A 23,083-nucleotide genomic window follows, 5' to 3' on the forward strand; every position below is an offset into this window, starting at 1 on the left:
GGAATAACTTACAGGTAAAGCTGTAAATTATTCCCAGCCCTTTCAGAAACACATCAGAGAAAAAACATTAACCCACTGATAGTAAAGAATTTATTTTATTGGCACGCAATTGGCATTATTTACTTCGAACAACTTAACAAACCAAGGAGACAACAATGTTACGCTGGACAATTACATTTTTAGTTATTGCACTTATTGCAGCAGTGTTAGGTTTTGGTGGTATCGCTGGTGCCGCAGCAGGAATTGCTAAGATTATCTTTTTTATCTTTATAATATTGTTAGTTATTTCACTTATTTCAGGCGCATTGCGTGGCAACGTCCCGAAGTGATCAATATCAAGGTCTAACATAATTAACAGAACATTATATTTTACAAGGAATTACATTATGAAATCGACAACATTAAAAACAGCCGTTATCGCCCTTTTCGCTAGTTTTTTTATCATGGGTTGTGAACCAGGCCCAGCAGAAAAAGCAGGTGAGAGCATCGACGAAGCCGCTACAGATGTGGGTAATAAAATCGAAGACACCTGTGAAGAAGTGAAAGAAGGCGTAAACGCCGAAGAAACTAACTGTTAAGCTAAACATCTAAAAAACGACTCAAATGAGTAATGCCGATCGTTTTAAGTAATTGACCGATCCTGAGCAGGCTTCATAATCGGTCTCAACATTGTTGAGGCCGATTTTTTATGACCGAATTTTCTAAAGAATTACAGATCACCGCTGAGTTTTGCCAAGAACATCACCTTAATGCTTTTGCTAAACATATTCCTCTAGAGTGGGTGGAAGAAGCCGTCAGACAAACTGGCAGAGCTTCTGTCCGTAAACGTCGGTTTCCAGCAGAGCAAGCTGTATGGTTAGTGTTAGGGATTGGTCTGTTAAGAGACCGTTCAATTCAAACTGTCTGTGATCGACTGGAACTCGCGTTCCCTGATTCCAAGGGCGAACTCCCTCCTTTAGCTACAAGTAGTATTATCAAGGGCAAAGAAAAACTGGGCTTTGAACCCATGCGTTATCTATTCAAACTAACCGCGGCTCAATGGGATAAACAAAGTGAATTTGAGCAATGCTGTGGATTGAAACTGATGAGCGTTGACGGTACTTACTTCAAAACCCATGATACTGAAAGTAATCGCACCTTTGGGTATGCTCAAAAATCAGCGTCATTTCCTTCAGTGCTTGCTGTCACATTGATGTCCACGAGAACTCATTTAGTTTCTGATGCTGCTTTCGGACCGGTGACAGAAAGTGAAATCTCTTATGCACAACAACTTGTCGGTTCAGCACCAGAAAACTCTTTAACCCTGTTTGACAGAGGTTTTATGTCCGCTGAACTCTTCTCAAGCTGGCAAGGCAGCGGTGAAAATACCCATTGGCTCACGCCAATTAAGTCAAAATTTAGATATGACATTCTGGAATCATACAGCGATTATGACCATCTCATTGAAATGCCCACTTCACCTCAAGCACAAGAGCAATACCCCCATTTAGGAAAAACTTGGAAGGCGAGGCTTGTGCTGATCCCGTCACCAAAAGGTGAGATAAAAGGATTTATCACGTCTTGCTTGTGCCCTGAGAAATACGCGTTAAAAGAGCTAGTCGATGTTTACTGGCAGCGCTGGGAAATCGAACGTGGTTATGGTGAACTCAAACAATATCAACTGATGAACAAACCGTTGTTGAGAAGCTTGAAGAGTGATGGAATATACCAAGAGCTTTGGGGAATACTGACGTCATACAACATTATTCGTCTAGAAATGGCAGAAATGGCAAAGCAACATAAAGTGGAACCGTTACGTATTAGCTTCGTCAATGCGCTCTATCTGATACAGGATGAATTTATTTGGTCGGATAGCGGCTCCCCGGGTGCAATACCTAAAGCGCTGAAAACGCTTCGAGATAATGGTAAACAGTTAATTCTACCAGAAAAGAGGAAAAGGAAACCTTACCCCAGAGTCGTGTTAAGAAAAGCGGCGAAATATGCTTCACGTTCTAGAAATAAGAATGCCACTCGCTCTTAAGCGAGTGGCATTACTCAAATGAGTCGTTTTTTATGCCTATTTTTTATTGGAAGAAGCTTATGCTCTTGCTTCTAACATTAATCGCTTCATGTCACGTACTGCTTTATCTAAACCATCAATCGCAGCTCGCGCTATAATTGCATGGCCAATATTTAGCTCATAAATCTCTTCCATCGCCGCAATCGGTTTTACATTGTGATAATGCAGACCGTGTCCTGCATTTACTATCAAGCCTAGGCTAGCTGCATACTTTACACCTTGGCGAATATGCTCAAGTTGTTTTTCCAGCTCTGTATCAGTTTCTGCATCTGCATATGCACCAGTATGTATTTCAACATAAGGGGCATTACATGCTTTTGCCGCATCTAGTTGCGCTTTATCTGCATCGATGAATAACGATACCTTAATGCCAGCTTCTGTAAGCGTCGCCGTTGCGGCTTTAATTTTATCGAAGTTACCGACTACATCTAAGCCACCTTCTGTGGTTAGTTCTTCACGTTTCTCAGGCACTAAACACACATACGCAGGCTTTACTTCTAATGCGATAGCTAACATTTCTTCGGTAACGGCTATTTCAAGGTTCATCCGTGTTTGGATTGTTTTCGCCATCACATATACATCGCGATCTTGAATATGACGACGATCTTCGCGTAAATGAATGGTGATGCCATCGGCACCCGCATGTTCTGCAACACTTGCTGCATGCGCCGGATCTGGGTAGCTGGTACCACGAGCTTGGCGTAACGTGGCAATATGGTCAACATTTATACCCAAAAGAATATCTTTCATTTTTTTACCTATAAAATAACGGTTTGAAACCGCGCTAAAGTTAGGGTGAATATCCAAACTATTTGGATATAAAAAGCTCGCGACTTTTTAATGGTTTTTTACCTAGCAAAGGCTTCATTAAATGACGACTTAATTGTTTTGCCATATATAACACATCCGGCGCGCTAAAGTCATGAGCTGCAATCGCATTTAACTGTGCACCAGAAAAACCACTGCCGATTTGCTCCTGCGCAACAAAACCGTACTCAGCAAAATAGCTATAGGTTTGCTCTTGGGCAATTGGCTCTCCCGCCGCATCGAAACTAAAATCAACGCCATAGCCTAGCAATTCTAATAATTGAAATTCATAAGAGCGCAATACAGCTTGTAAATTGGGGTGCTGGTTAAGTTGTTGCAGGTGAGTTTTATACAGTTGATAAACATGATCAATAGGTTCATTAATTGGCACAATACGATTGGTCAGCTCATTGAGATAAAAGCCACAATAAAGCTGATCTCCCACTAAAGGCGATTGTGTACCATGCAGTTCAAAGCGCTGAATATATTTAAGGTCGTGCTTACCGGTGTAATTAACCAGTAGCGTTTGGAAGGGTTGTAACTGGGCTTTATGCTTGGTTGCTTGGCGGCCACTAATGCGGGCCAGCATGCGTAACTGGCCAACGCCCTCTACTAGCATATCAAGCATTACTTGTGAGTCACTAAAAGGACGTCGGTGTAATAAGTATGCTGTGTAGAAGTCGCTATCCATAAATTTTGCTTAGGCTATTAATCTTCACCATAGCCTAAGCTGCGTAGTGCACGCTCGTCGTCAGCCCAACCTGACTTAACCTTCACCCAAAGTTCTAAAAATACTTTGTTATCAAGCATTTCTTCGAGATCTTTACGGGCTTCTCGGCCTATCACTTTAAGCTTTTCGCCTTTATTACCAATCACCATGCGTTTTTGCGTTTCACGCTCAACTAAAATCAGGCCATTGATATGCCAAATACCATTGTCTTGCCATTTAAACTGCTCAATTTCAACAGTGACAGAATACGGTAATTCTTCACCCATAAAGCGCATCAGCTTTTCACGAATGACTTCAGCCGCCATAAAGCGCATTGAACGATCAGTAACATAATCTTCAGGGAAGTAAAACTCACACGGTGGTAAGCGTTTTGTCACTTCATTTTTGATAAGATCGATATTTTTACCTTGTGTCGCCGAGACTGGCATAATGCCCACAAAGTCAAACTTTTCGCCCAACCACTTCATATGTGGCAGTACCAGATCGCGGTCTTTTACTTGATCAATTTTATTGATCACTAATAAAACGGGCTTACCATTTTGCTTTACTTTATTAAGTACCATTTCATCGTCAGCATTCCAGTGAGTGCCTTCAACAACAAAAATAACCAGCTCAACATCACCTAATGAACTTGACGCTGCACGGTTCATTAAACGGTTAATAGCGCGTTTTTCTTCAACATGCAAACCCGGTGTATCAACATACACAGCTTGGTGTTTATCGACCGTATGAATACCCATAATACGGTGGCGTGTAGTTTGTGGCTTACGCGAAGTAATACTTACTTTCTGCTCAATAATTTCATTAAGCAAGGTAGATTTACCTACATTTGGGCGGCCAACAATAGCGACCATGCCGCAAAAGGTATCAACATCACCGTTGTGAGGTTGGATCAATGTATCAAGATTCATTTTTAAGTATCTTTAATGCTTTTTCAGCAGCTTTTTGTTCAGCTTTACGACGAGAGCTGCCCACTGAGATAATGCTATCCATACCTTCAACAATACATTCTACCGTGAACGTTTGATTGTGCGCCTGACCTTTGGTATCTACTACAGTATAGCCTGGCAAAGGTAATTTGCGGGCTTGTAAGTACTCTTGCAATAGTGTTTTAGGATCTTTTTGGTTTAACCCCGGTGAAATGGCGTCTAAACGCATTTCATACCAAGCTAAAATTAAATCACCACACACATCAATACCAGCGTCTAAAAATACGGCACCTATGATTGCTTCAACAGCATCGGCTAAGGTTGATTCGCGTCTAAAACCACCGCTTTTAAGCTCACCTGGCCCTAAGCGCAAGTAATCACCTAAACCAAACTCTAAACCAAACTCCGCTAAGGTTTGCCCACGCACAAGTGTAGAGCGCATACGACTCAAATCACCTTCGCGCGCTTTAGGGAACTTACTATATAAAGCATTCGCTATCACGAAACTTAAAATTGAATCGCCTAAAAACTCTAAGCGTTCATTATGTTGACCTTTATGGCTGCGATGAGTCATCGCTTGCTCAAGCAATCCTTGATCAATAAAGGTGTAGCCTATTTTGCTATATAACTCTGTTACATTTTTTTTCATTGTTACTGAATATTACCTAGGCGTTCAAAACGAACACCAGTTGGAACCCAGCCTGGTAAAATGTCGTCTGGGCCATTCTCAAATTCAAAACTCATCCATATAAAGACAGCTTTACCCACCAAGTTTTCTTTTGGCACAAAGCCCCATACGCGACTATCTTGGCTGTTATCGCGGTTGTCACCCATCATAAAATAATGATCAGCCGGCACTACCCATTCATCAGAACGTGTACCCGGTTGTTGATAGTAACGCCCTTTCATTTCCAGCGCTTCTGGGTTTATTAAAATATCATGTTTTAGCGTAGTTAAATTTTCATTTAAACGCACTAAATCCATAGAGCCTTGTTTAAATTCATCACGATTTATGATCTCCATATCAATTTTATTAAATTCATTACACAGTAAATCACCTTGTTGTGCTTCTCCCTCTGCACAATTTGGCTGAATATATAAACGCTTGTCACGGTAAACAATTTTATCACCCGGCAAACCGATAGCACGCTTAATGTAATCTACTCGCTCATCTAAAGGGTATTTAAATACCACAATATCACCACGTTCAGGCTCAGCCACATCGATTAATTGTGAGCGCCAAACGGGATCTTTTACGCCATACGAATATTTTTGTACTAAGATAAAGTCACCAACTAAGAGTGTTGGCATCATTGAACCTGACGGTATTTGAAACGGTTCAAATAAAAACGATCTAAAAATCGTAATCGCCGCTATCATCGGGAAAATAGATTTCGCGGTTTCCGTGATAGTCGGCTCAGGTGCGATCAATGCAGCAGTTTCTTCATCTAGCTCGCCGCCTGCAGAACTCTGCGCCAGAGCCAAGCGTTGCTGCCTTTTTGGTGCAAACATAAAATGGTCAATTAACCAAATTAAGCCTGAGCCAAGTGTTAGCAACACTAAAAATATTGAAAAATAACCTGCCATGCATTACATCCTTTATCTTACGTAATTGGATTACGAAATTTATTTACCAACTTTAAGAATTGCTAAAAATGCTTCTTGAGGCACTTCAACGTTTCCGAGTTGTTTCATTCGTTTTTTACCATCTTTTTGCTTTTGAAGAAGCTTTTTCTTACGACTCACATCACCACCATAACACTTGGCGATTACGTTTTTACGTAATTGCTTTACCGTGGTACGGGCAATAACATGTTGGCCAATTGCCGCTTGAATCGCAATATCGAACATTTGACGAGGAATTAATTCCTTCAATGCATCGGCTAATTGACGACCACGTGATTGCGCACTGTCTCTGTGGACAATAATAGCAAGTGCATCAACACGTTCACCATTAATTAAAATATCGACGCGAACCATGTCAGATGTTTGAAAATACTTAAAGTTATAATCAAGCGAGGCAAAGCCACGACTGGTTGATTTTAACTTATCAAAGAAGTCCATCACCACTTCAGCCATCGGTAGTTCGTAAGTAACAGCGACTTGCTTGCCGTGATAACTCATTTTCGTTTGCATACCACGTTTTTCGATACACAAAGTAATAACACTGCCTAAATACTCTTGCGGCACAAGAATATTGGCTTCGACCATTGGCTCACGAATTTCTAAAATATCGTTTACGGCAGGTAAATCAGATGGATTATCAATTTGTGTAGTGCCTTCTTTGGTTACAACTTCGTAAATTACCGTTGGAGCAGTGGTAATTAAGTCGATGTCGTATTCACGCTCTAAACGTTCTTGAATAATCTCCATGTGCAGCATACCTAAGAAGCCACAACGGAAACCAAAACCAAGCGCGGTTGAATTCTCTGGTTCAAAGAATAACGACGCATCGTTTAAGCTTAATTTATTCAGCGCATCACGGAACGATTCATACTCATCAGAGGCAATTGGGAACATACCAGCATAAACCTGCGGTTTAATTTTTTGAAAGCCAGGTAAACGCTCCGGTGCCGGATTTTTCTGGTGGGTGATCGTATCACCTACTGGTGCACCATGAATTTCTTTAATGCCCGCAATTACAAAACCTACTTCACCGGTTCTTAAAATACCGGTATTGGTTTGTTTCGGGGTAAAAACACCCACCTGATCTGCGGTGTGGATATGCTCATTCGACATAATTTTTATTTTGTCGCCGGTACGTAATTCACCGTGCTTAATACGCACAAGTGATACAACGCCCTGATACGGGTCAAACCACGAGTCGATAATCAGTGCTTGTAGCGGTTGGTCTTTGTCACCCACAGGTGGTGGCACGTCCTTAACGATCATTTCAAGTACTTCAGCAATACCCACGCCAGTTTTAGCACTGCATTGCACCGCATCTAAGGCATCAATACCAATGATATCTTCAATCTCTTCAGCTACGCGAAGCGGATCAGCTTGTGGTAAATCGATTTTATTCAGTACCGGAATGACTTCTAAATTCATTTCTATCGCGGTGTAACAGTTCGCTAGCGTTTGTGCTTCTACACCTTGACCTGCATCAACAACCAATAATGCACCTTCGCAGGCAGCCAATGAACGCGATACTTCATAAGTAAAGTCAACGTGTCCAGGGGTGTCGATAAAGTTAAGTTGGTAAGTTTCGCCATCATTAGCTTTATAATTTAAGGTTACACTTTGCGCTTTAATGGTAATACCACGTTCACGCTCAATATCCATTGAATCCAATACTTGCTTTTGCATTTCGCGGTCGGTTAAACCACCACAAACTTGGATCAAACGATCTGAAAGGGTCGATTTACCGTGGTCAATATGGGCGATGATCGAAAAATTACGGATATGCTTCATAAACTGGATTCTAAACTTCTATTTTAATGGACTGAGTGTATAAAGCCGCAATTTTACATTTAATTGGCTTCAATCACCATCTATTTGAGTTAAAGGAAGGCTAATTGGGTGAATTTTTATTACTTTTATATCATGTCTTAGGCTTTTCACTCGGCTCTTAGCAATAGCAAAGCCAGTAAAACCACCGCCTATAGCGGCAATAATTTGCAACCACTCAGGCGCGGACAAAACCTCTGCGGCCGTTAACGCAAAGACTAAACTTAGCACCAGAGGCAACATATACACAGCAAAAGCATGCTTAACCATATGACTGTCATCTAACGCTAAGGTCACTTTTTGCCCTACAACCACAGGGACTTCAAATCGATAGGGAAAGGTTTTTTTAGCCGTGCCGAATAGCTTGCTAAAAACTTGCGAGCCACAACGACCATTACAACCTGCACAAGCTTGTTTTTGTTGGGCTTCTAAATGCGCAGTGGCGCCATCAAGCGACACCACTGTAAGAGTTTGTTCTATCATTATCAGCTTATATTACAAAGGTCTTGCAACCGATTCAGCAATCGCTTTAGCTGTCGTGGCAGGGATATTCCCCACTACCGACACATCAAAGCTACCACTATTATGCACATACACTGTCGTTGCGCCAGATGACAAGGCACCACTTGGTCTGCGACCTGGCAATGGACGTTGTACAAAAATAGAAACTTCTACAAAGCCGTCTGAATAGAGATAATAATCAGTGAGCTCATTATTCAAATCCAATTTATGTCGGTCTGATTTAAGTAAGCTAAAACCACCAGGTAACCACCCTATTTGCCAGTTATTACTACTTGTATTTGTTTCACTTTGAGAAATTGCCGTCGCAGGTAATGGCGTTGGAAACTCACGGTTCAGCATTTCAAGTAATATTGCCGCAGGCTCTTCGGTAACACTAATATGAGTTAGTTGTAACTGTTCTAGCATCTCACCGGCTTGGTTAACGTATGCAGACTTAAGTAAGAGTGATGATTCTGCATCTAGCCATAGCCAGTAATTAAATTTATATTCGTCTTTTGATTCGATACGAACAAGTTGCGCAGCACGTCCAGCAATACGGCCTTTGCCACCTAAGACAAAATCATAATGCTGGCTTAACCTTTCAATATCTTTAAACAATACTTCAGGGATTGGACCCGCGATAGAATCAGTATCAATTGAATAAGGCTCAGACTGGGGTTCAAAATAGGTGACCTGGCTATCGATACGAACCATTTCAAGGCCTGCACCATTGAGTAAACTCAAATGTTCAAGTTCGGTATTACCTTGTTTGGCATGTAACCAACGGTATGGTTCCATTGATTTTCCTTTGACGACCACAAATGATGCGTCAAAGTTACGGTTATGTACGGCGTCAGCCATTTTCAACAATAGCTGTTTTGCAGGGTTTTCGTCGTTAGCAAAGGCAGGAGCCATTAATACCAACGACAAAATAAAAGTAATTACTTTCATTTAATTAGTTTTTTTCCTCTTCGGCTTGCGCCTCAGTGTGAGCTTTTTCTAATGAATATGCAACACGTGCTTGACGTTGGTGCTCTAAAACTAATGCGCCAATACGCTGTTGCTGCAATTCACGCAAACCTTGCTCTGCATTTTGTAAAGCCGGTTCTGATGAGTAACTCACCGGTGAAGCCATACCAGTAACAGGTGTTGTTTGTAACATTGGAATTTCATTATTTGGAGAATTCTCACCTTGTGGTAAGGTCTGAATACCAACGATTGCAAACATCGCAACACTCGCTGCAATAGCAAGTTGTGCCACAGGTTTACGCCAATTAAATGCTACGACGTTGTCGCTGCTTGTTGCCGCGATGGCTGCAGACTGAGACTCTTTTTGAGTAAAATCAGCGTAGACAGGCTCACTTTCGAGCGCTTTTGCCACACTATCACTAATATCAAAGACGAAGGCATCTTCAGACTCAGCACGCATTACATCACCGATTAGCGCATAACGTCCTAAAGTTGCTGCATCGTGTTGCGCAATAACTTCATCAGTTAATGATTGTTCGCCGTCAAGTAATGCGGATAGATGCTGATTATCCAACTTGTTAACGTGTGCTTTTGTCATATTAAGACTCGCCTATTAATGGGTTTAATTTGTTATCAATTGCTTCACGGGCACGGAAAATACGCGAACGTACCGTCCCGACTGGGCAATCCATCACCACGGCTATTTCTTCATAGCTCATCCCCTCGATTTCTCGTAGGGTGATCGCAGTTTTAAGATCTTCAGGCAAACTATCAATGGTGTTAAAAATCACTGCGCGAACTTCTTCGCTTAATAACAGGTTCTCAGGTGATGCATTTGAACGCATTGCATCCGCGCCATCATAAAACTCGGCGTCGTCAGCATCTATATCATTTGCTGGCGGTTTGCGGCCCTGAGCCACTAAGTAATTTTTAGCACAATTAACGGCGATACGGTATAACCAAGTATAAAAGGCACTGTCCCCTCTAAAGTTTGGAAGTGCGCGGTACGCTTTAATAAAAGCTTCTTGTGCAACATCAGCAATATCGCCTTGATTTGAAACATAACGTGAAATCAAACCGGCTATTTTATTCTGATACTTCTTTACTAAAAGATTGAAGGCATTTTTATCGCCTTGCTGGACCCTTTTTACTAGCGCTAAATCCAAATCCTGCTCGCTCATTCGAGCCGGTACTCCTCTGTCTGATTATTGCTTGTCATTCATATCCTGCCATTGTTTACAAATACTCTGACTACTGTATGAATGAAAAGTTCGGTTTAATATTATTTTTTTATAAAATAGACCATAAATTAGCGCGCAAACGATTAAAATCACTAATAGTGTCGCGCCAAATATGATACATATACGCCTATCATAATATTATTTGCTCATTACTATTTATAAACGAGTATCGGGCATTGTAACCGCAAAGACCACGGACATGAACCAAAATAAACACCACATCGCGGATGTCGCTATAATTGGTAGCGGCGCTGCCGGCCTCTCATTAGCACTTTCTTTAGCTAATCACTGCAACGTTACCGTGATCAGTAAAGGTGAATTAACGGAAGGTTCCACCCTGTATGCGCAAGGCGGCATTGCCGCCGTGTTCGATAAAAAGAATGACAGCATTGAATCACATGTGCAAGACACCTTAGATGCTGGCGGTGGTTTATGCGATCGAAATGCCGTTCATTATACTGCAAGTAATGCCCCAGATTGCCTACAATGGCTAATCGAGCAAGGCGTGCCTTTTGATATGGAGTTTGATAGTAAAGGTAAAGAGCGCTTTCATTTGACCCGTGAAGGTGGTCATAGTCATCGTCGTATTTTACACGCAGCTGATGCTACAGGGCGAGCGGTACAAACAACCTTGATAAGCCAAGTGCAAGCTCATGCCAATATCACTTTACTAGAGCAATATAATGCCATTGATTTAATCGGGGATAAAAAGTTAGCGCAAACAGGCAAACACATTCATGGTATCTATATGTGGAACCGCTGTGCTAAACGAGTTGAAACTATTTCAGCTAAGTTTTTTGCCTTGGCCACCGGTGGTGCTAGTAAAGTCTATTTATATACTTCAAACCCAGATGTATCCAGTGGTGACGGCATAGCTATGGCCTGGCGTGCGGGATGTCGCGTGGCAAATATGGAATTTAATCAATTTCATCCAACCAGCTTATATCACCCAGAGCTACAAAACTTCTTAATCACGGAGGCAATGCGTGGTGAAGGTGCATATTTAAAACGCCCAGATGGCACACGCTTTATGAAAGACTTTGACGAGCGTGAAGAACTTGCCCCGCGAGATATTGTTGCACGCGCTATCGACTTTGAAATGAAGCGCTTAGGTGCAAATTGTGTGTATTTAGATATTAGTCATAAAGATAAAGATTTTATCATTGAGCACTTTCCTACCATTTATGCAAAATGCTTAAGTGTCGGTCTTGATATCACAAAAGATCCCATTCCGGTGGTCCCTGCTGCGCACTATACGTGTGGCGGTGTGATGACTGACTTTAATGGTAAAACCGATTTAGATAACTTATATGCGATTGGTGAAGTTGCTTATACAGGCCTGCATGGCGCAAACCGTATGGCTAGTAATTCGCTGCTTGAATGCATCGTATTTGCGCATGCTGCAGCAAAAGATATTTTAGCTAAAATACAACACAGCCCAGCCTTAAAAGAGTTACCAGTGTGGGATGAAAGCCGCGTGACTAACTCAGATGAAGAGGTGGTGATCACCCATAACTGGCATGAGTTACGATTATTTATGTGGGATTATGTTGGCATTGTCCGTTCCACTAAACGGTTAGAGCGTGCATTACACCGAGTTGAATTACTGCAGCAAGAAATTCGTGACTATTATGCTAACTTTCGGGTTAGTAATAATTTACTTGAATTACGAAATTTAGTCCAAGTCGCTGAACTTATCATTCGCAGTGCGATGGAACGTAAAGAGAGCCGAGGCTTACATTACACCATTGATTACCCACAGTTAAATGATAATCCAACGCCAACTATTTTGACTCCCCACGCTCATGACGAGCAGCCAAAGTAGCACGTTTCAATCTAATAAAGCTTAGTTCATCAACCCCACTGGCGTTAATTATCAGCCAGTGGGAGCTTGCCAAGCCCTCAATATAGAGCCAAACACTGCGCTGATAAACGCGGCTTTTGTGACTAATATGACCATTTATTTTTAGCGTATTATTTTCAAAACGACATTGCGGAGGCGCTAATATAAACACGCCTTGCTGAGGATGGGACTTTTTGTACCATTGCCAACTTAACAAGCCACAAATTGCACAGCTAATCACACAAATGATTTGCGCAAAAATAGTCGTTAAAAATAGGCTGTAACACACTGCAAACAAGCTAAAGTAGACCACAAAGGGCTTGTGGTCCGCAATGTTACTTTCAATGATAAACCTATACACGAACTCGGTCTAAAATCAGCTGTACCATTTGCTTCAGCTGTGGATCTTTACATTCTTGATGGCCCATAAACCATGCAAACAGATCAGGATCATCGGCTTCTAACAAACGTTGTAGTACTGCTTGCTGCTGCGCAGATAACGAATCAAAGGCCTCATCTACAAATGGCATAAATAACACATCTAGTTCTAACATGCCACGACGACAAGCCCAGCGAATACGCGCTTTATTGTGAATTTCAGTCATTTTTCACCTCAAACTTAGTTGCCTTGCAGTTTAACAAATTGCACCTGAATAAACAGCTATTTATGCACCTATACCAGCAGCGCTAACTACGCTATCATATGCGCCTACATTTCTTGTCACGCAGGTTTTTATGTCAACAGTACACGCATGCCCTTTATCACATCAGCTGATCCGCATAAGCGGTGTTGATAAACTCGCCTACCTTCATGGCCAAATTACCCAAGATATTAATAAGCTCAGTCAAACAAATTTTTTGTGGACAGGACACTGCAATGCCAAAGGGAAACTATGGAGTGTTGCCAAGCTATTTGCTTATCAAGATAGTTACTATTTAGCCGCATCAGCCGTTGAAGTTGCACAATCCTTAACTGAATTAAAAAAGTATGCGGTGTTTTCAAAAGTTGAAATACAAGCCGATACCAGCAAACTAATTGGCCTAATTGGCGATGATTTAAGGTCAACATTAACGGCATTAAACATTCACTTTAATGAACAAGATAGCGCATGTAATTTTAGTCATGGTAAAGCACTTAAATTAGCCGATAACCGTGTCTTATTGATGGTTAATACTGATTTTTCACTGCCAGATGATGTTATTGCCCTTGAAAACGATGCGCTGTGGCACCAACATAGTATTTTAGCCGGTGAGCCTGAGCTCGATGAAGCGGCACTGGGCGAATACGTGCCACAAATGGTTAACCTGCAAGCAATTGGCGGAATAAGCTTTCGAAAAGGCTGTTACACAGGCCAAGAAACCGTTGCTCGCATGAAGTTCCTTGGTAAAAACAAACGCGCCATGTATATCGTATCAGGGCACAGCGATGGCGAGCTCGCAGAGCCAGAGATTGAAACCCAAATGGGTGAAAACTGGCGCCGTGCTGGAAAATTAATCAGCCAAGCCTACAATCAACAAAGTAAAACCTTATTTGGCCTTGTTGTGTTGCCAAACGACAGTGAACCTAGTCAGTTACTGCGTGCAAAACATGCCCCAACGGTAGAGCTATCAATCCTTCCTCTACCCTACTCTCTCGAAGACGAATAAATAGGAGTGACTATGATCATTGCAACAAATAAAGTGGTAAAAATGCATTATTCAGTAATGGATAATGACAAAAACTCTATCGATAACTCATTTGATGGTGAGCCACTCATTTTTATCGTTGGTACCGGTTACTTAATTCAAGGCCTAGAAGATGCTCTCCAAGGCAAAGAAGCTGGCGACACGTTAAGTGTGACAGTGCCACCTGAGCAAGGTTATGGCGAACGCCATGATGAACTTATGCAAGCAGTACCAAAGTCAATGTTTGAAGGGATGGAAATTGAAGTCGGCATGCAATTTCGTGCTTCAACCGATGACGGTGACCAATCAGTTATGATCATCGATATTCAAGAAGATGAAGTAATTGTTGATGGTAATAACCCACTCGCAGGCATCACCTTAAACTTTGATGTCGAAATACTTGAAGTGCGTGATGCAACAGCAGACGAGTTAGCCCACGGTCATGTCCATGGCGCTGGCGGCTGTGGTCACGACCACTAAAGCAATGGCTACACCAGCTAAACATAAAAAAAGCGCGACTGCGCTTTTTTTATTGCCCAAATTATACCGCTTCAATCACCTCGGGCTGACTAATTTTACCCGCCAACGCTGCTAGTAACCCATCTTGATCATTAGTCCCTAAGCGATATTGGCTACCATCTTTTAAAGTTAACTGTACCGCGCTAAATCCTGACACTGTGTACACCCAACCATCATGGGTAATACGCAGGCCAATGCCATGACGAAAAGAATTTTCTACCGCTTTAGCTGCAATAATATCCGCTAACTGTAACTTATCACCAAACACACCAGGACCAAAACCCCAGCTGATCTGGCTGTCATCAACTTTAATGGTTAAACCATGGAATAAAAAACCCACCAGCACTAAAATCGCTGCAAATACCATTAACGGTATATCTGCACCAATTAAATACCAAGCTAAACCGACAAAGCTGGCAATCCAGCTTAAAATAACAAAAATGAACAATGCAAATTGCTTATGTTGATACATAACACTCTCTTAAAAACTATAAACTAATGTCGCACTTAGCTCTGAATCAAACTTTAACTTATCGTCTTCCGGCTTAGAATTATAACGATATAAATAAGCAAACTTTAATGATACAGCGCCCATTACTTGGCTTATCAATGAGGTCTCTGACTTTAAACGAGAGTTTAGCCCTGATAAAGATTGCTCAATACTTAAATCTTGATTAAAACGAGTACGTGTCGATACCGTACGCTCCCATTGCAGTGCTAACCGTAACAAATAACCGGTTTTGGTTTTATCTTCATCGTCTTCAAGTTCAGCGTCACTTTCTGCCACCGAGCGGTATAAACCAGGCCCTAGATCAAAATCAACTTGGTTCTTTACTCCTTGATATAAACGATTACCGTAACCTGCCGCTAATGTACTTTTGAAATCAAGACCACTGAACTCATCTTCTTCGTAATCGCCATACATAAAGAATGATGCATTTTTTACCCCAACCTTATAATTCCCCTGCGCTGAGAGAAAAATACGGTTTGCCGAAACCTCATCATTACCCGTACTCTCATTTCGGTCACGTTTATATAAGCTATCGATTTTGAATTGATTGCGCCACTTCTCGAGATCTTGATATAAATTACCTTTGAACTTCAAACTGGTCGAATTAGTATTACCGCGGCTGACAATAAAACCAAACTCAGTGTCGCCGTATAATAGTTCACCTTGATGGATTTTATGGATCTCTTCATCCGAGAGTTGCCCATACTCATGAAAATCTTCAAAAGGGTCAACAGCCCAGACTTTAAAACTCAGCAGACAGCTCAATAGCAGTAATATTCTAATCACTGTACGCTCACTTTACTGAAGTTTAAAACAAGGCGACTTTCACACAAGTACGACATCTATATTATTCGCTATCTTTCCACAAAATATGACAAAACGGCGCGTCTTTATCACGGCTAATCAAAATCTTAGCAAATAAAATATCTTGATTATCAAATTCAAGACCCACTAAAACCTGGATAAATAATTCAGGTTCTATTTCCAGTGCAACAAAGTCCTGCCATTGCTCATCCGGTTCACCTTCTTCAATGAAACCAAGTTCTTCACGGTGTTGATTAAAGTCTTCAACATCTTGCTCACTCAGGTTATCTGGGGCTAACTCTAAAAAGATATCGTAAGCTTGATGTGTTACTTCTTCTTCGCTGTATAAACGGGGTCCTGTCATCGCCATAAACCTTTCATGATGCTAATGCGAGATATAGTATCAAACCTCAGCAAATTTTTGACAAAAAAAAGTCAGGTTTCCCTGACTTTTTTTTACACAACGCTTATTTTACTCTTGTGTCGTTGCTGTGCCCTTTACTTTTTCACGCATTGATTGCACCAAACTATAAAACAGCGGCACCAGCAAAGTGCCAAATATCGTCGCTGCTAACATCCCAGCAAGTACAGTTACGCCCAGTGATACGCGGCTTCCAGCCCCAGCACCAGTAGCAAATACTAATGGTAATACACCAAGTACAAATGATAGTGCCGTCATTAATACCGCACGAAAGCGCATTTTCGCTGCACTTAATGCGGCATCGAATATACTCTTACCAGCAAGGCGCTCTTCCATCGCAAATTCAACAATCAAAATAGCGGTTTTGGTCGACATACCTATTAACAGTACTAAACCGACCTGCGCATAAATATTATTTTCCATTCCCAGCACGTAGAGCGCTAACATAGCACCAAACATTGCCAACGGGATTGCCGCTATAACGGAGAACGGAATGGTCCAACTCTCATATTGTGCCACCAAGAATAAATACACAAAGATGACCGCCAATGCGAACAGCACAGGTGCCATATTGCCGGCTTCAATCTCTTGTTTAGATTGCCCTGCCCATTCAAATATATAGCCACTCGGTAGTTGTTCGGCAAGCTCTTGCATTGCTGCGATTGCATCGCCACTTGAAAAACCAGCGGCGGCTTGACCACTAATGCTTGCACTGCGGTACAAATTAAAGTGATTCAAGGTTGTTGGACCAAGAATTGGCTCAAGTTTAGCAAGCGTAGTAAGTGGCACCATATCACCTTCGTCATTACGAACAAAATAATGCTGTAAGTCAGCGGGGTTTTTACGGAACTCGCTTTCGGCTTGCATTATGACTTTATAAGTACGGCTAAATTGATTGAAATCATTAATATACAGTGAACCTAACTGAGCTTGCAGCGTTAAGAATATATCACTTAAGGCAACCCCTTGAGCTTTCGCTTTATTGCGATCTATCTCTAAAAAGTACTGTGGAACATTCGCTCTAAAAGTACTGTATACACTACTTAAACTTGGGTGTTGATTCGCTTCATAAACTAAACCATTAAGTACTTGCGCCAGCTCAGTCGGATCGCGTCCCTCACTGTCTTGCAAACGGAACTCAAATCCCGCACTCGCACCTAACCCCGGAATAGGCGGTGGATTGAACACCATAACCTGTGCATCTGGCATCGCCCATAATTGCCCCATCAAACGGCCGATCACCGACTTCAAGCCGAGCTCTGTTGTGGTGCGCTCTTCCCAATCCTTTAAAATAACAATGCCAAGCGCGTTATTTGATCCCGCACCACCTAATAAAGAGAACCCAGACACCGCAATAAAATCAGTTGCCGCTGGCTCTTGTTTTACAATTTCACCTATTTTATGCATGACATCTGAAGTACGTCCAGAGGCCGCAGCATCAGGTAATTGCACATCTACAAATACAAAGCCTTGATCTTCTGCCGGCACAAAACCCGTTGGCACACTCTTCGCCAGCCAACCGGCAGCGACAAAAATCACTAACGCAACAATGGCCATCCGCGCTGAGCGCTTTAAAATAAAGTGAATTATTTTACTGTAAACAGACGTCGATTTAGTAATACCATTTTCAATTGGTGCCAACCACTTAATTGGTTTCATTGACTTTTCAGTTAACAATAACGCACATAAAGCGGGGCTTAATGTTAATGCATTGACCGACGAAATAAGCACCGCGAACGAAATGGTTACCGAGAACTGCTTATACAGCTCACCAGTAATACCTGGCATAAAGCCTACCGGTACAAATACCGCTAGCAACACCAATGTGGTCGCAATAATAGGCCCTGTCACTTGATCCATTGCTTTAGTGACCGCTTCTTTAATTGGTAGCTGTTCTTCTTTGAGGATCCGCTCAACGTTTTCAATCACGATAATCGCATCATCAACTACAATACCAATCGCGAGCACTAAACCAAATAAAGTAATTAAGTTAATTGAATAACCCATTGCCATCATAAAAGCAAAAGTACCAATTAAAGAGACGGGAATTGCGATCGTTGGGATAAGTGTCGCACGCCAATTTTGTAAGAACAAAAATACCACTAGCACAACTAAACCTACCGCTTGAAATAACGTAACAATTACTTCTTCAATAGAGCGTTCGATAAACTCAGTGGTGTCATAAGGAATTGAGAACTCCACTCCATCTGGTAGCTGTTTAGCAAGCTCTGCCATGGTTGCCTTCACATCATTTGCTACTTGTGTTGCATTAGCATCGGTTAATTGGTAAATAACGATAAATGCTGTATCTTGCTGATTTAACTTTGCATTGATGCTGTAATCCACAGAGCCAAGTTCAATCCGCGCAATATCATTTAAACGTACGAAGTTACCATCTTTATTCGCGCGAATAATGGTCTGGCCAAACTCGTCTGGGGTTTTTAAGCGCCCTTTAGCTTGAATTGAATACTCAAATTGCTGACCTGGTAAGCTCGGTGCCGCACCTAGTTTACCCGCTGCCACTATGGTATTTTGCTCTTGTAATGCGCCTCGCACTTCACCTACTGTCAGCCCTAAAGCTGCCATTTTATCGGGGCGTAACCATAAACGCATAGAATAGGTTTTTTCCCCCATCACTTCAGCAGACGCCACGCCAGGAATTCGCCCTAGCGGCTCGGTTAAATAATTAGTTGCGTAGTTACTTAAAAATATTGCATCGATATTTTCTTGATTCGAGTACAAGTTAATACCGAGTAACATTGAACTGGACTTTTTCTTAACCGAAACACCTTGGCGTGTTACCTCACTAGGTAACCCGGGCTCTGCAAGTGCCACTCGATTTTGTACATTCACTTGTGCAATATCAGTGTCAGTACCAACTTTAAAGTACACAGTGATATTCGCAGTGCCGTTATTAGTCGAGCTGGATTCGATATACATCATATTTTCAACACCATTGACTTGCTCTTCAATGGGTCGGATCACCGATTCTTCTACAATTTGTGCGCTAGCACCTGGATAAGTGGCAGTAATTTGTACTTGTGGGGGAGTAATTTCTGGGTACATATTCACCGGTAGTAATGCCATTGAAATCAAACCCGCTAGCGTAATCACTATCGAAATAACTAAGGCAAACTTTGGCCGCGCGATAAACGTTTTACTGATCATGTGCGCTCCTGTTAGCTAGCAGCATTAGTTTTGTTAGAAATAGTTCCGGTGGTGTGATCAACTACTTTTTCTACAGGTTTGACTTCAGCCCCTTGACGGACTTTTTGCAAACCTTCAACGATGACTTGCTCACCTTCTTCTAAGCCTGATTTAACGACCCACATCGCATTAATACGTCGTCCTAGTTGCACAATCCGCGTTGCAACTTTGTTATCTTCACCCACCACGAGTACAAATTTACCTTGTTGATTTTCTTGTACAGCAGCTTGAGGAATAAGTGCTTGCAGTTGCTTATCTTTACTTTCAACAATCAAAGTAACAAACAAGCCTGGCATGATAATATTTTGTGGATTGGCAAATGTCGCTCTTAGCTCAACAGTACCGGTGCTGCGATCAATTTTCGTATCGGCAAAATCTAACAGCCCTTTTACCCCCAAGTCCGAGTTATTTGGCAAACGCAGGGATAAATCTATTGGTACGTTTTGCGGGTTATTAGTACTGTCTTGATGTTTTTGACGGTAGCTAATGTAATCGCCTTCTTCGACTTGGAAGTTGACATAAATTGGATCCACATCGGTCAATTCCGCCAATTCATTTGATGAAGGACTAACAATATTACCTACGTCATAACTCACCTTACCAATACGCCCTGCAAACGGCGCTTTAATCTCGGTGTAACTTAGATTTAATTTTGCTTTTTCAAGGCTTGCCCTTGCAGAGATAACAGCCGCAGTAGCTTGCTCATACTTAGTCATTAATTTATCTAAATCAGATTGCGAGATAAACCCTTGCGCGGCGACTTCTTTACCGCGTTTTAAATCGCGAGATGCGCCGTCTTGACCAGCAAGTTTACTTTTTAAGTCCGCCTCAATTTCAGCGACAGACGATTGATATTCACTTGGGTCAATCTTTAGTAATAACTGTCCTTTTTCAACAAATGAACCTTCGTCAAAATGACGTTCAATTAATTCCCCCTCAACACGAGCACGAATTTTCACTTCTTGATGAGCTTGTGTACGAGCAACAAACTCTCGATAATCCCCCACTTCCTGAGTCACCACATTAAACACAGAAACCGCCGGAGCAGGAGCCACTTGTTTTGTCGCGTTGTCATCTGAGCAACCAACTAAAGATACAATTAATGTTGTCCCTACAACGCCTTTAATCGCCAGTGACATGTAAGTTCCTAAAATGCTAGGCGTGAACCGTGTTAGCATGATTTTTTCTCCTTGGTAGTTTGCGGATCCTACCTTTATGGTTATTTTCAAATTGTGCTTAAACGCAACGTTGCGCTTAGTGGCTATATTGAACGATGAGATAACAATTAGTTCAGCTAAAAATATAGACCACTTTGTAATCATTTGTATGTCAAATTAACAATAACCATCGCCAATACAGCTTATTTTTCAACTAAAAAGCCATGCTTTACATCAATTCAATTAACTCGTAAGCTAATCCTAAACAGGTCCGAGGAGTTGACATGATAAACTTTGAAAAACAACAATCTATTGCCTACGTGACATTATCCCGACAAGATAAACAGAACGCGTTAAACTTTGTCATGTTCAAACAGCTAACAACAATTATTAAGCAAATTAACAACGATGCCAGTATCCGTGCCGTCATTATTCAAGGTGACGGAGAACATTTTTGTGCAGGGCTGGATGTTACCGCGGTTATGAAAAGCCCTATTAATATTGTCAAGCTGCTGTTTAAATGGCTGCCAGGAAACTGCAATTTAGCGCAGCACGTTGTGCTTGGCTGGCAATCTTTAAGTGTGCCGGTATTTGCGATTATTCAAGGTAATTGCTTTGGTGGCGGGCTACAAATAGCTCTTGGCGCTGATTATCGTATTGTTCATCCTGATGCTAAATTAGCCATTATGGAAGCGCGCTGGGGACTATGTCCTGATATGGGCGCGAACGTGATACTGCCTAGCTTAATTAAACGTGATGATGCAATGTGGCTTGCCAGTCATGCCGAGCCCATTAGTGCGGATAAAGCGTTGCAATTGGGGTTAATAACTGAAGTACATGATGATCCAAAACAGCGTTGTTTAGCGATGATCAATACCTTATTAGCTCGTTCACCCGATACATTAGCGGCAATCAAGCGCGTTACACAACAAAGTTTTACCTCTTCTAAAAGGCAAATTTTAGCCAAAGAAACCATTAGCCAAATTCGTCTGCTTATTAATAGCAATACCAAAAAGGCTATTGCTAAAGCCAAAGGCGCTGATAACATTGAGTATCAAAATAGTAAACGCTGGTAACAAGTTCGCTGAATGTGCATGTTTAGCAATAAGTCGCATAGTTTTAAACGACAAAACATGCTGAAGTGTGGTGCGACCCGTAGTGAGTAAATAATCAATGGATCCCCTAACCCCTGTGCTAAAAAAAATATTGCCTTATTTGCTCAGCAGCTGTTTGATTTTAGGTTGTTTGGCTGTAGCAAAAACAATTATGTATTGGCTGCAAGGCAGTTTTCCCGCCCCGCTATTAGGTATGCTGATTTTACTCACCCTGCTTTTAACAGGATTAGTAAAAGAACATCATTTAACACCTTGCGCTAAACCACTGCTGAACTTTATGCCATTATTTTTCATTCCTGCTGGAGTGGGTTTTATTGAACACCTTGCGATCATTACCCAGCAATGGCAGTTTTTAACCGCCACCGTTATTTTAGTGCCGCTAAGTAGCATGTTACTGATCGCTTTTATGATCTGCCTATTTAAAGGGCGTGCTGAGCGTGGATAATTTATGGTGGCTGAGTGGCATAGTTACAATTGCAGTGTTTTTAGTGCTAAGAAAACTCAATATGGCTATTAACTACCCTATAGTAAAAACGCTAACTAACCCTGTTTTGATGACTATTGCTTTACTGGCCTTATTATTGGTGAGCTTTTCACTGCCCTACTCACAATTTGCCAGCCATAGTCAACTATTAAGCAGTTTACTCGAACCTGCCATTGTTGCGCTTGCATTACCACTATATCAACAGTTTATACATATACGAAAAAACCTACTACTCATCGTAGGCAGCTGTAGTTTGGGAATAATCAATGCCACTGTAGTTGCAACTTTACTCAGTGCGGCATTTGATGTGCCGGCTCAATTAGCCGCTTCTGTGGCGGCTTTATCAGTGACCACCCCGATTACTTTATTAGTTACGGGAGCACTCGATGGCATACCTTCTTTAGCGGCAGCAATGGTAATTTTCATCGGTTTGCTCGGCGCATTATTTGCCCTACTAATTTTAAAACTCGTAGGCATTTATAATCATCAAGCACAAGGCGTAGCCGTGGGTTGCGCATTTCATGCAATAGGCACCGCCGCAGCCTTAACAGAGCATCCAAAAATTGGTGCGTTTGCTTCTGTTGCTATGGCGCTCAGCGCCTTACTAACAGCGTTAATCGTGCCGTTACTTTATCCATTTTTAAGTCAAGCTCTGCTATGATACGCAGTCA

Annotated in this window: 26 protein-coding genes; 9 read left to right on the forward strand and 17 right to left on the reverse strand. The window is 41.7% G+C overall.

The features are described 5' to 3' along the window. Window positions 1–155 precede the first annotated feature (155 nt). The 3 genes from ACMVDV_RS22710 (at window position 156) to ACMVDV_RS22720 (ending at window position 2,020) form a co-directional block, all read left to right on the forward strand. Complete coding sequence (locus ACMVDV_RS22710; protein WP_304182406.1) at window positions 156–329, forward strand: DUF1328 family protein; 174 nt, start codon at window positions 156–158, stop codon at window positions 327–329. Window positions 330–386: 57 nt separating this feature from the next. Next, window positions 387–578, forward strand: a complete 192-nt coding sequence (locus ACMVDV_RS22715; protein WP_304182407.1) for a hypothetical protein — start codon at window positions 387–389, stop codon at window positions 576–578. A gap of 110 nt (window positions 579–688) precedes the next feature. Further along, the gene (locus ACMVDV_RS22720; RefSeq protein ID WP_416159789.1) at window positions 689–2,020 is read left to right on the forward strand and encodes an IS4 family transposase; all 1,332 of its coding nucleotides are present in this window, start codon (window positions 689–691) and stop codon (window positions 2,018–2,020) included. 57 nt (window positions 2,021–2,077) lie between these two features. On the opposite strand, the gene pdxJ is transcribed toward ACMVDV_RS22720, so the two are convergent. From pdxJ to rpoE, 10 genes are all read right to left on the reverse strand, one after another. Further along, window positions 2,078–2,809, reverse strand: a complete 732-nt coding sequence (gene pdxJ / locus ACMVDV_RS22725) for a pyridoxine 5'-phosphate synthase (RefSeq protein ID WP_416159790.1) — start codon at window positions 2,807–2,809, stop codon at window positions 2,078–2,080. Between the two features lie 58 nt (window positions 2,810–2,867). Further along, window positions 2,868–3,557 carry a DNA repair protein RecO gene (gene recO, locus ACMVDV_RS22730; protein ID WP_416159791.1) on the reverse strand — a complete coding sequence of 230 codons (690 nt, stop codon included), beginning with the start codon at window positions 3,555–3,557 and terminating at the stop codon, window positions 2,868–2,870. Between the two features lie 17 nt (window positions 3,558–3,574). Beyond that, window positions 3,575–4,507 carry a GTPase Era gene (gene era / locus ACMVDV_RS22735; protein ID WP_416159792.1) on the reverse strand — a complete coding sequence of 311 codons (933 nt, stop codon included), beginning with the start codon at window positions 4,505–4,507 and terminating at the stop codon, window positions 3,575–3,577. Beyond that, window positions 4,497–5,174, reverse strand: coding sequence for a ribonuclease III (rnc, locus tag ACMVDV_RS22740; protein ID WP_304180565.1), 678 nt, complete (start codon window positions 5,172–5,174; stop codon window positions 4,497–4,499). Before rnc ends, era begins: the two co-directional genes overlap by 11 nt. Window positions 5,175–5,176: 2 nt before the next feature. Next, on the reverse strand, window positions 5,177–6,112 hold the full coding sequence (gene lepB, locus ACMVDV_RS22745) for a signal peptidase I (RefSeq protein ID WP_304180567.1): 936 nt from the start codon (window positions 6,110–6,112) through the stop codon (window positions 5,177–5,179). 39 nt (window positions 6,113–6,151) lie between these two features. Continuing rightward, window positions 6,152–7,939, reverse strand: coding sequence for a translation elongation factor 4 (gene lepA / locus ACMVDV_RS22750; RefSeq protein WP_416159793.1), 1,788 nt, complete (start codon window positions 7,937–7,939; stop codon window positions 6,152–6,154). 69 nt (window positions 7,940–8,008) lie between these two features. After that, window positions 8,009–8,458 (reverse strand): SoxR reducing system RseC family protein, encoded by a 450-nt coding sequence (locus tag ACMVDV_RS22755; protein WP_304180571.1) that lies wholly within the window; start codon window positions 8,456–8,458, stop codon window positions 8,009–8,011. A 12-nt stretch (window positions 8,459–8,470) separates the two neighbouring features. Further along, window positions 8,471–9,427 (reverse strand): MucB/RseB C-terminal domain-containing protein, encoded by a 957-nt coding sequence (locus ACMVDV_RS22760; protein ID WP_335679849.1) that lies wholly within the window; start codon window positions 9,425–9,427, stop codon window positions 8,471–8,473. A gap of 4 nt (window positions 9,428–9,431) precedes the next feature. After that, window positions 9,432–10,043, reverse strand: a complete 612-nt coding sequence (locus ACMVDV_RS22765) for a sigma-E factor negative regulatory protein (protein ID WP_335679850.1) — start codon at window positions 10,041–10,043, stop codon at window positions 9,432–9,434. A 1-nt stretch (window position 10,044) separates the two neighbouring features. Next, a complete protein-coding gene (rpoE, locus tag ACMVDV_RS22770; protein WP_064666393.1) occupies window positions 10,045–10,626 on the reverse strand; it encodes an RNA polymerase sigma factor RpoE in 582 nt (193 codons plus the stop codon). A 259-nt stretch (window positions 10,627–10,885) separates the two neighbouring features. Here rpoE and nadB point away from each other — a divergent pair, with 259 nt between their 5' ends. Further along, entirely contained in the window at window positions 10,886–12,511 is a 1,626-nt protein-coding gene (gene nadB / locus ACMVDV_RS22775) for an L-aspartate oxidase (RefSeq protein ID WP_304180577.1), read from the forward strand. Here nadB and ACMVDV_RS22780 read toward each other — a convergent pair. Further along, window positions 12,471–12,890 (reverse strand): hypothetical protein, encoded by a 420-nt coding sequence (locus ACMVDV_RS22780; protein ID WP_416159794.1) that lies wholly within the window; start codon window positions 12,888–12,890, stop codon window positions 12,471–12,473. The two genes, nadB and ACMVDV_RS22780, sit on opposite strands and share 41 nt — an antisense overlap. Then, on the reverse strand, window positions 12,883–13,134 hold the full coding sequence (locus ACMVDV_RS22785) for a succinate dehydrogenase assembly factor 2 (protein ID WP_304180580.1): 252 nt from the start codon (window positions 13,132–13,134) through the stop codon (window positions 12,883–12,885). The genes ACMVDV_RS22780 and ACMVDV_RS22785 overlap by 8 nt, the downstream gene beginning before the upstream one ends. Window positions 13,135–13,264: 130 nt before the next feature. On the opposite strand from ACMVDV_RS22785, the gene ygfZ reads away from it, so the two are divergent. Together ygfZ and ACMVDV_RS22795 are read left to right on the forward strand one after the other, a co-directional pair. After that, entirely contained in the window at window positions 13,265–14,176 is a 912-nt protein-coding gene (gene ygfZ / locus ACMVDV_RS22790) for a tRNA-modifying protein YgfZ (RefSeq protein WP_304180582.1), read from the forward strand. 12 nt (window positions 14,177–14,188) lie between these two features. Then, entirely contained in the window at window positions 14,189–14,674 is a 486-nt protein-coding gene (locus ACMVDV_RS22795; RefSeq protein WP_304180584.1) for an FKBP-type peptidyl-prolyl cis-trans isomerase, read from the forward strand. A gap of 61 nt (window positions 14,675–14,735) precedes the next feature. Here the strand turns inward: ACMVDV_RS22795 and ACMVDV_RS22800 are convergent, their stop codons facing one another. The 5 genes from ACMVDV_RS22800 to ACMVDV_RS22820 form a co-directional block, all read right to left on the reverse strand. Further along, window positions 14,736–15,185, reverse strand: a complete 450-nt coding sequence (locus tag ACMVDV_RS22800) for a hypothetical protein (protein WP_416159795.1) — start codon at window positions 15,183–15,185, stop codon at window positions 14,736–14,738. Window positions 15,186–15,194: 9 nt separating this feature from the next. Then, window positions 15,195–16,010, reverse strand: a complete 816-nt coding sequence (locus ACMVDV_RS22805; RefSeq protein ID WP_416159796.1) for a DUF481 domain-containing protein — start codon at window positions 16,008–16,010, stop codon at window positions 15,195–15,197. Window positions 16,011–16,071: 61 nt separating this feature from the next. Next, a complete protein-coding gene (locus tag ACMVDV_RS22810; protein WP_392344022.1) occupies window positions 16,072–16,392 on the reverse strand; it encodes an HI1450 family dsDNA-mimic protein in 321 nt (106 codons plus the stop codon). Window positions 16,393–16,500: 108 nt separating this feature from the next. Continuing rightward, window positions 16,501–19,617 carry an efflux RND transporter permease subunit gene (locus ACMVDV_RS22815; protein WP_416159797.1) on the reverse strand — a complete coding sequence of 1,039 codons (3,117 nt, stop codon included), beginning with the start codon at window positions 19,615–19,617 and terminating at the stop codon, window positions 16,501–16,503. Between the two features lie 11 nt (window positions 19,618–19,628). Continuing rightward, window positions 19,629–20,834, reverse strand: a complete 1,206-nt coding sequence (locus tag ACMVDV_RS22820) for an efflux RND transporter periplasmic adaptor subunit (RefSeq protein ID WP_304180592.1) — start codon at window positions 20,832–20,834, stop codon at window positions 19,629–19,631. A gap of 263 nt (window positions 20,835–21,097) precedes the next feature. Here ACMVDV_RS22820 and ACMVDV_RS22825 point away from each other — a divergent pair, with 263 nt between their 5' ends. The 3 genes from ACMVDV_RS22825 to ACMVDV_RS22835 all read left to right on the forward strand — a co-directional run bounded on the left by ACMVDV_RS22825 (window position 21,098) and on the right by ACMVDV_RS22835 (window position 23,073). Beyond that, window positions 21,098–21,889 (forward strand): crotonase/enoyl-CoA hydratase family protein, encoded by a 792-nt coding sequence (locus ACMVDV_RS22825; RefSeq protein WP_304180593.1) that lies wholly within the window; start codon window positions 21,098–21,100, stop codon window positions 21,887–21,889. A 130-nt stretch (window positions 21,890–22,019) separates the two neighbouring features. Then, the gene (locus ACMVDV_RS22830) at window positions 22,020–22,373 is read left to right on the forward strand and encodes a CidA/LrgA family protein (RefSeq protein WP_304180650.1); all 354 of its coding nucleotides are present in this window, start codon (window positions 22,020–22,022) and stop codon (window positions 22,371–22,373) included. Further along, entirely contained in the window at window positions 22,366–23,073 is a 708-nt protein-coding gene (locus ACMVDV_RS22835; protein ID WP_304180595.1) for an LrgB family protein, read from the forward strand. Before ACMVDV_RS22830 ends, ACMVDV_RS22835 begins: the two co-directional genes overlap by 8 nt. Window positions 23,074–23,083 lie beyond the last annotated feature (10 nt).

It is taken from the genome of Pseudoalteromonas sp. ASV78, from assembly GCF_047806705.1.
GTDB lineage: Bacteria > Pseudomonadota > Gammaproteobacteria > Enterobacterales > Alteromonadaceae > Pseudoalteromonas > Pseudoalteromonas prydzensis_A.

Bases quoted from the DNA above. Each gene is read 5' to 3' on its own strand.
- ACMVDV_RS22710 (WP_304182406.1), top strand. From the start codon at position 156: ATGTTACGCTGGACAATTACATTTTTAGTTATTGCACTTATTGCAGCA.
- ACMVDV_RS22715 (WP_304182407.1), top strand. From the start codon at position 387: ATGAAATCGACAACATTAAAAACAGCCGTTATCGCCCTTTTCGCTAGT.
- ACMVDV_RS22720 (WP_416159789.1), top strand. From the start codon at position 689: ATGACCGAATTTTCTAAAGAATTACAGATCACCGCTGAGTTTTGCCAA.
- pdxJ (WP_416159790.1), bottom strand. From the start codon at position 2,809: ATGAAAGATATTCTTTTGGGTATAAATGTTGACCATATTGCCACGTTA.
- recO (WP_416159791.1), bottom strand. From the start codon at position 3,557: ATGGATAGCGACTTCTACACAGCATACTTATTACACCGACGTCCTTTT.
- era (WP_416159792.1), bottom strand. From the start codon at position 4,507: ATGAATCTTGATACATTGATCCAACCTCACAACGGTGATGTTGATACC.
- rnc (WP_304180565.1), bottom strand. From the start codon at position 5,174: ATGAAAAAAAATGTAACAGAGTTATATAGCAAAATAGGCTACACCTTT.
- lepB (WP_304180567.1), bottom strand. From the start codon at position 6,112: ATGGCAGGTTATTTTTCAATATTTTTAGTGTTGCTAACACTTGGCTCA.
- lepA (WP_416159793.1), bottom strand. From the start codon at position 7,939: ATGAAGCATATCCGTAATTTTTCGATCATCGCCCATATTGACCACGGT.
- ACMVDV_RS22755 (WP_304180571.1), bottom strand. From the start codon at position 8,458: ATGATAGAACAAACTCTTACAGTGGTGTCGCTTGATGGCGCCACTGCG.
- ACMVDV_RS22760 (WP_335679849.1), bottom strand. From the start codon at position 9,427: ATGAAAGTAATTACTTTTATTTTGTCGTTGGTATTAATGGCTCCTGCC.
- ACMVDV_RS22765 (WP_335679850.1), bottom strand. From the start codon at position 10,043: ATGACAAAAGCACACGTTAACAAGTTGGATAATCAGCATCTATCCGCA.
- rpoE (WP_064666393.1), bottom strand. From the start codon at position 10,626: ATGAGCGAGCAGGATTTGGATTTAGCGCTAGTAAAAAGGGTCCAGCAA.
- nadB (WP_304180577.1), top strand. From the start codon at position 10,886: ATGAACCAAAATAAACACCACATCGCGGATGTCGCTATAATTGGTAGC.
- ACMVDV_RS22785 (WP_304180580.1), bottom strand. From the start codon at position 13,134: ATGACTGAAATTCACAATAAAGCGCGTATTCGCTGGGCTTGTCGTCGT.
- ygfZ (WP_304180582.1), top strand. From the start codon at position 13,265: ATGTCAACAGTACACGCATGCCCTTTATCACATCAGCTGATCCGCATA.
- ACMVDV_RS22795 (WP_304180584.1), top strand. From the start codon at position 14,189: ATGATCATTGCAACAAATAAAGTGGTAAAAATGCATTATTCAGTAATG.
- ACMVDV_RS22800 (WP_416159795.1), bottom strand. From the start codon at position 15,185: ATGTATCAACATAAGCAATTTGCATTGTTCATTTTTGTTATTTTAAGC.
- ACMVDV_RS22810 (WP_392344022.1), bottom strand. From the start codon at position 16,392: ATGACAGGACCCCGTTTATACAGCGAAGAAGAAGTAACACATCAAGCT.
- ACMVDV_RS22815 (WP_416159797.1), bottom strand. From the start codon at position 19,617: ATGATCAGTAAAACGTTTATCGCGCGGCCAAAGTTTGCCTTAGTTATT.
- ACMVDV_RS22820 (WP_304180592.1), bottom strand. From the start codon at position 20,834: ATGCTAACACGGTTCACGCCTAGCATTTTAGGAACTTACATGTCACTG.
- ACMVDV_RS22825 (WP_304180593.1), top strand. From the start codon at position 21,098: ATGATAAACTTTGAAAAACAACAATCTATTGCCTACGTGACATTATCC.